At 64.5% G+C, this 6,980-nt stretch carries 4 protein-coding genes and 2 tRNA genes; 3 read left to right on the top strand and 3 right to left on the bottom strand.

Features of this window, described 5'->3' with window-relative positions; all coding sequences use genetic code 11:
* The first annotated feature begins 334 nt into the window (after window positions 1-334).
* On the top strand, window positions 335-1,027 hold the full coding sequence (locus HU720_RS23530) for a DUF1266 domain-containing protein (RefSeq protein WP_186523486.1): 693 nt from the start codon (window positions 335-337) through the stop codon (window positions 1,025-1,027).
* On the top strand, window positions 1,024-3,669 hold the full coding sequence (locus HU720_RS23525; RefSeq protein WP_186523484.1) for a J domain-containing protein: 2,646 nt from the start codon (window positions 1,024-1,026) through the stop codon (window positions 3,667-3,669). Before HU720_RS23530 ends, HU720_RS23525 begins: the two co-directional genes overlap by 4 nt.
* Here HU720_RS23525 and HU720_RS23520 read toward each other — a convergent pair.
* The 3 genes from HU720_RS23520 to HU720_RS23510 form a co-directional block, all read right to left on the bottom strand.
* On the bottom strand, window positions 3,663-5,360 hold the full coding sequence (locus tag HU720_RS23520; RefSeq protein ID WP_186523482.1) for a molecular chaperone HscC: 1,698 nt from the start codon (window positions 5,358-5,360) through the stop codon (window positions 3,663-3,665). The genes HU720_RS23525 and HU720_RS23520 overlap by 7 nt on opposite strands.
* Before the next feature lie 157 nt (window positions 5,361-5,517).
* A tRNA-Asp gene (locus HU720_RS23515) sits at window positions 5,518-5,594 on the bottom strand.
* 13 nt (window positions 5,595-5,607) lie between these two features.
* A tRNA-Val gene (locus HU720_RS23510) sits at window positions 5,608-5,683 on the bottom strand.
* A gap of 203 nt (window positions 5,684-5,886) precedes the next feature.
* On the opposite strand from HU720_RS23510, the gene rdgC reads away from it, so the two are divergent.
* Complete coding sequence (gene rdgC / locus HU720_RS23505; protein ID WP_186523480.1) at window positions 5,887-6,807, top strand: recombination-associated protein RdgC; 921 nt, start codon at window positions 5,887-5,889, stop codon at window positions 6,805-6,807.
* Window positions 6,808-6,980: the final 173 nt, after the last annotated feature.

Below are 6,980 nucleotides of genomic sequence, written 5' to 3'. Positions count from 1 at the left end.
GGGCTTGCCCCGCGATGCGATGCTGGCAGTGCGATCGCTATCGCGGGGCAAGCCCGCTCCCACGTTTCGATGTGAATCAGACAGTTAGCGTTTGTTCTATGAGAGCGGCCTCGTGTCGCGAAAGGGCTGCGTAGCAGCCCCTGCGATATCAGGATGGTGCGCAAATGCTGGGAGCGCTTCGCACCCCATTCGCGACACAAGGCCGCTCCTACACAATCAAAAGCGAGGCCGGTAAAGGCGTGCGCCACCCCGCAAACCCCGCACCCGACATTTATCTTGACCCGGCCATTGCTTTACAATCCGCGCCATTTCCCGCGCCTCAAGGACCCTGTTCATGGAAGACTCCGCGCAGAACTGGCTGCACGCGCTTTCAGCACCCATGGCCGCGCTCAACGGCGCCAGCTATACCGCCCCGCAATACTACGAAGGCAAGGACGAGACCGACCTTGAACGCTGGTGGGGCATCGCCAACCGCGCGCAGTTGCTCGACATGCTGGGCATGGCCGACACCGGCCACGCCACCGAACTCAGCGGCGCCTACTGGCAATACCAACGCTGCCTGCCCAGCCAGTGGCAGGCACTGCTCGATACCCTTACTCCGCGCCAGCGCATCCTTCACGAATATGCCGCGCGCACCTACCCCGACTGCGGGCCGGGCGGCACCCGTGCCTGGGACCTGGGGCGCATGGGCTTTTTGCTGCGCGCCGGGGTCAAGAAGGGTTTCGTGACCCTGGACGAAAGCCTCTACCTGCACTACCGCCTGGCCCTGCGCGCGCGCCACTACTACAACCGCTGGCGCAGCTACCAGGCCGGCTACCTGTTCGGCAAGGCGCTGTGGAACGTCGGCGACTCCAGCGACGACACCCTGGCCGCCAACCTCGAACGCCAAGGCAACGAGCACTGGAACCGCTGCATCCAGCTCAACCTGCGCATGGGCGCGCTTGACCTGTTTGCCAGCCTGCCGTGGGATCTGGACATACCCGAGCCACCCCGCCCCGACACCCTGGAAGAGGACTGCTGGTCATGAGTTGCTGGATTCGTCTGGGCATCGAGCCAACCCAGGACCTCGATGCCATCCGCCTGGCCTACCGTGGCCGGCTGCCGGCGCACCACCCGGAAACCGACCCGGAGGGCTTCCAGGCCCTGCGCGAAGCCTACGAGCAAGCCCTGCGCCTGGCCCGCGAAGACGATCTCGACCCGGATCCTGAAACCCACCACGAGCCGCCGCCGCCCCACCCGGCGCTGCAGCGCTTCTATACCATCCTCGAAGAACCGAGCCTGCGTTTCGACCCACCGGTGTGGCAGGCCTACATCGCCGAGCTGGACGAGCTGCCGCTCAACGAGCTGGACGACATCAGCAAGCCCCTGTTGCATGCCTTGTACGACTCCGGCCCCCTGTCGCACAACTGCGTCAACCTGCTGGCCAAGCGCATGGCCTGGGCGGACCAGTTGCTGCGCCTGGACAACCCGCAGCAGATCGAAGCTCTGCTCAACCGCTTCGAACAGCCCGACCCGTTCGACACCGGGTTGATGCGCGACTGGCCACCCGCGGCGCAAATGGAAACCCTGTGGTATTTCCGAAGCCTCGAATACACCTACCAGCAGCGCCCGTTGTTCGAGTACGCCGATTTCGTCAGCACGCATACCTGCCTGGCGATCCCGGACGACCCAGTGCTCATCCAGCGGCTGACCGAGCAGTTCTGCCATGCCGCGATTCCCAACCAGACGTTCTATGCGCAACTGCAGGCGCGCAAGGAGCAAGGCGAAGACAACGCCGACCTGCTCTACATGCTTGCCACCCAGGCCAATGCCTTGGGCGCCGAAGAGCAAGCGCTGGAATGCTGGCTGCGCCTGTATCGAGAGTACCAACACCCGCAAGCCGAGCGCTGGCTGCTGGAGCTGTGCGCGCATCATCAGCCGCAGCGCCTGCCATTGCTGATTCAGGCGTTCGACCGCCTGAGCAACCCGGACAGCTGGCCAGCAGAGCTTGACGACGCTGCGCACCTCTGGGGCAGCCCCGGGCAGACGCCGCAAACCCTGTCGCGCTGGGCGGAGGCTTCGCACCGGCAGTTGGGTGGCATCGCCGCGACCTTCATCGACTGGCGGCTGGACGGCGACGACGAACTGCCGCTGCTGGCCTGGCTGCTGCAAATCCAGGACGACAGCGAACTGCACCGCCTGTACTGGCAGGCCTGGGCCCTGCAGCGCGGCGAAAGCGGCTTGCTGCGCCTGATACTCGAACAGCGCCCAAGCGACGACCCGCTGGACGGTTTGATCATCGAAGGCTTCCAGCGCCAGGCCGCGCAACAACTGCACTGGCTTGAGCACAATCCCGTTGCCCTGGCGCTGGCAGAGTATTGCCGGGACACCCAGCCGGGTGCCGAAATGCCTGACGGCCTGCTTGAAGATTCCGTACGCTCGGCGTGCCGCGAATGGCTGCGGCGCATGCGCCAGTATTCGGCCCAGGCGGTGTACGAGCTCAACCGCCACTTCGACATGCCGCGCATGTTCACCGTGCCATTTGCCATGAAGTTGCAGGGCCAAATGGCCGAAGATGGCGTGACCCTGCCGCCGATGCCTGAAGGCGACGCGCTGTGGCAATGGCACCGCCAGCAGTTGTTCATGCTCGCCACCCTCGACCAGCCGACCCGCTGGCTGGCCATGATCGACCCAGCCCTGCCGGGCCAGTTGCAGTACACGCCGGAGCATCAGTTTGCGGCCACCCACAACCTGTTGCTGAACCATCAGGGCGGCGGATTGCTCGGCAGCCTGGACCGCAGCGATGCCGCACAGGCCACCCTTGCCACCCGCCTGTCGACCCTGCAGCGCGCCTTGGAAAGCGAGCGCCTGCCACAGGCCGAGCTGCTGGCCGACTGCCTGGACAATGACGACGGCCGCCTGCTCGAAGACCATCCGCTGGGTTACATGCTGCTGTGCGCAGTGCTGTATCACGACCGCTCGCTGGACGAAGAACGGCGCACGCGCCTGCGCAATCGCCTTGAAGCGGTCGATCTGCATGGCGCCTGGTTCGACCCTTGGCGGCGCGACCTGGTCAACGGCAAGCTGCGCACCCCACCGGCCGCGGCGCTGCGTGAGTACAGCCTGGACAAGACGCAGGTCGACGGGCTGACAGATGCCCTGGAACACTTGCTGGTGCAGTGCACCCTGCCCAGCACCCGCGCCTTGCGCGCGCTGCAAAAGGTCAAGGACGACCCGAACCAGGACCCAGGGCTGCGCTGCGCGGCCATGGCCGTGCTGTCCTGGGGCGAGCGCATGCTCAACAACGATCCGCTACAGCCGCAACCTGCACCTTGGGCATTCTGGAAGCTCAAGAGCCGGCTGAACCGCACAGGCTACAGCCTGCACCTGCTGGCGGTGGTGTTGAGTGGCGTGTTGATGCTGCAGTCACCGTGGATGATGGCGGCCATGTCCGTGGTGCTGGTGCTGGCAATGGTCAGCGGCACACTGCGCCGCCTGCGCGACTTGGGCCGCGGGGTGCCATCGCTGCTGTTGCTGCTGGCGCTGAGCCGTGTTGTGCCGTTCCTGCCGCTGTTGCTGCTGGTGGCCCCCGGCGACAAGCTGCCGAACCGCTACGGCCCGCCGCCGGGTGTTGCCGACCCGTTGCAAGGCGGCCTGCAGGCCACCTTGCGCCGCATCAACGGTCAGTAACGCAGGTCGTCGAGCGCCCGGCTCAAGGCCTGGCGCTCGCGGTTGATATCAGTGGCCTGCTGGCCTGCCAGCACCTGATTGAAGGCGTCCAGCCAGCTGCTGATCAACTCGCGTTCATCACCCAGGCTCTGCATCCAGGCGCGCTCAAGACGCGCCAGCAGGGTGCGGTTGGGCAAGGTGTCGCGCGGGTGGATCTTCAGCTTGGCCAGCCGCTGTTCACTGGCCTGGCGCGCATCGGCGTCCAGCCCTGTGGGGCTGCGGTCAATGCTGTGGCTGTGTTTCTGGCCACTTTCAATGAAGGTCACGTCCACTTCCAGCAGGCCGTTGATGTCGTAGCTGAAGCGCACATCCAGCGACTGGATCTCACCGGTCGGGCGCAACGGCACATCGAAGCTGTCCACCAGAATGTTGTCGCGTACCCACGGGCGCTCGCCCTGGTACACGGCGATGCGCACTTCTTTCTGCTCGGCATGGGTGCTGTAGAAACGCTGCACCTTGGAGGTCGGGATAATGGTGTTGCGCTCGATGATCGGCGAGAACGCGCCGGTGACATCGCTGCCACGGGACGAGGCGATACCCAGGGTGTAAGGGCACACATCGGTCAGGATCAGCTCGTCGATGGCGGCGTCGCGCGCCTTGCAGGCTGCCTGGCTGGCGGCGCCGAGGGCGACGATGGTGTCTGGGTCCAGGTGACGGTATGGCAGGCGACCAAACAGCTTGGCCACCAGTTGCTGCACCTGCGGCATGCGTGTTGCGCCGCCCACCAGCACCAGGCTGTCCAGCTCGCGCGGGCTCAGCCGCGCATCGCGCAGGGCCTGTTCGATGGGTGCGCGGACCCGCGCCAGCAACGGCGCCCAGATCGACTGCAACTTGAGCTCGTCCACCGGCCATTCGCGGGGCTCGCCATCGCCGCTCCAGCGCAGCGTGGCACCGCTCTCGCCCAGCTCGCGCTTGAACTGCTCGACCGCATCGGACAGGCTGGCCAGCGCCTGGGGCTGCATGGTCTCGGGCTTCAAGCCCCAATCGCGCATGCAGGCTTGCAGCAGCGCTTCGGTGAAGTCTTCACCGCCCAGGTAGTTGTCGCCGGTGGACGCATGTACTTCGATCAGCGGCAGCGCGTATTCCAGCACGGTCACATCGAAAGTGCCGCCGCCCAGGTCGAACACCAGCGTGCGCTCGCACTTCTGCTCGTGCAGGCCGTAGGCCATGGCGGCGGCGGTGGGTTCGTTGATCAGCCGCTGCACCTTGAGCCCGGCAAGTTCTGCCGCGAACACTGTGCGCTTGCGCTGCTCGTCGCTGAAATAGGCCGGCACCGAGATGACCGCCTCGCTGACCGGACAACCGAGGTAGGCCTCGGCGTCCTGCTTCAGGGCACCGAGCACCAACGCCGACAGCTCTTCGGGGGAAAAACGGTGTTCGCCGAGGACGTATTGCTTGTCGCTGCCCATAAAACGTTTGAACGCAGCCACAGTGCGCTCAGGATGGGTGGCCAGGCGGGCACGGGCGGCCTGGCCGACCAGAATGCTGCCGTCGTCATCGACGCTGACCACCGAAGGGGTCAGCACTTCACCCAAGGCGTTGGCGATCAGGCGCGCTTCGCCTTGCTGCCAGACGGCAATCAGGCTGTTGGTGGTACCCAGGTCGATACCCAGGAGCGGTGCGGCGGGAGTAGAGAAGCTGGCATCCTGCATGGTCGGTCTCTTGCTTGCGGAAAGACCCGGCGCTCGGCCTGCTGGCCACGGGCGGCGGACAGGGGGCATTCTGACAAAAAGCCAGACACAAAAAAAGCGACCCTAGGGTCGCTTTGTCTGTTGCCTCAAGGTGTTCAGTGGGCCTTGAAGCATAATATGGCGCGGCGGACGGGACTCGAACCCGCGACCCCCGGCGTGACAGGCCGGTATTCTAACCGACTGAACTACCGCCGCGCTATACATCGAGTGGTGGGTGATGACGGGATCGAACCGCCGACCCTCTGCTTGTAAGGCAGATGCTCTCCCGGCTGAGCTAATCACCCTTCGTCTCGGTGTGGCGCGCATTCTACGGACGACACCCCACCCTGGCAAGCACTTTTTTCAAATTATTTTGAATATTTTTCAAAGACCTAGCGCCACCCCCTTTTCTTCCTTAATAGCAGCTACTGGCCCAATGACAGGGTTGGCCTGGAACCTCTGCTCGGAGAATAATGCCCGCCTTATGCATTAAGGAGAGATTCACCCCATGTGGTTCAAGAACCTGCTGACCTACCGCCTGACCCAGGATGTCCCGTTCGAGCCTGAAGCACTGGAAACCGCCCTGGCCAGCAAGCCGGCCCGCCCCTGCGCCAGCCAGGAACTGACCACCTACGGTTTCGTCGCCCCTTTCGGCAAAGGCGAAGACGCACCCCTGGTGCACGTCAGCGGCGAGTTCCTGCTGATTGCGGCGCGTAAAGAAGAGCGCATCCTGCCCAGCAGCGTGGTCAACGATGCGGTGAAGGAAAAGGTCGAGGAGATCGAGGCCGAGCAAATGCGCAAGGTCTATAAAAAGGAGCGCGACCAGATCAAGGACGAGATCATCCAGGCCTTCCTGCCGCGCGCGTTCATCCGCCGCTCGATGATCTTCGCTGCCATCGCCCCGCGCCAGGGCCTGATCCTGGTCAACTCGGCCAGCGCCAAGCGCGCCGAAGACCTGCTGTCGACCCTGCGTGAAGTCATGGGCTCGCTACCCGTGCGCCCGGTCACCGTCAAAGTTGCGCCTGTTGCGACCATGACCGACTGGGTCAAGGCCCAGGCCCCTGCCGCCGACTTCTTCGTGCTCGATGAATGCGAGCTGCGCGACACCGCCGAAGACGGCGGCATTGTGCGCTGCAAGCGTCAGGACCTGACCGGCGAAGAGATCCAGCTGCACCTGAGCACCGGCAAGGTGGTCACGCAACTGGCCCTGGCCTGGCAGGACAAGCTGTCGTTCGTGCTGGACGACAAAACCGTGATCAAGCGCTTGAAGTTCGAGGAGCTGCTGCAAGAGCAGGCCGAGCAGGATGGCGGCGACGAAGCGGCGCAGCAGTTCGATGCCAGCTTCCTGCTGATGATGATGACCTTCAAGGAATTCCTCCCGGCGCTGTTCGAGGCACTGGGTGGCGAGGATATTCCGCAAGGGGTCTGATCACGCCACGATTACCAAGGCGGGTGCTTGGGAGATGCCATGGTTTTGTGCACGCTTGTGGCGGCCTCATCGCAGGCCGTGCTCAACCGCAACATGGCTGGTTGGACCCAATCCTGTGGGAAATGATAGAGAGTCGTGGCGAGCGGGCTTGTCCCGCGTTGGGCTGCGCAGCA

Origin of the sequence: Pseudomonas sp. SWRI51, from assembly GCF_014268825.1 — a bacterium.
GTDB classification, from domain to species: Bacteria; Pseudomonadota; Gammaproteobacteria; order Pseudomonadales; family Pseudomonadaceae; genus Aquipseudomonas; species Aquipseudomonas farsensis.
This window is presented reverse-complemented; position numbering and strand designations above follow the sequence as displayed.

What these genes read in the sequence shown, in the direction of transcription:
- HU720_RS23530 (WP_186523486.1), top strand. Translation starts at nt 335, where the DNA reads ATGGAAGACTCCGCGCAGAACTGGCTGCACGCGCTTTCAGCACCCATG.
- HU720_RS23525 (WP_186523484.1), top strand. Translation starts at nt 1,024, where the DNA reads ATGAGTTGCTGGATTCGTCTGGGCATCGAGCCAACCCAGGACCTCGAT.
- HU720_RS23520 (WP_186523482.1), bottom strand. Translation starts at nt 5,360, where the DNA reads ATGCAGGATGCCAGCTTCTCTACTCCCGCCGCACCGCTCCTGGGTATC.
- rdgC (WP_186523480.1), top strand. Translation starts at nt 5,887, where the DNA reads ATGTGGTTCAAGAACCTGCTGACCTACCGCCTGACCCAGGATGTCCCG.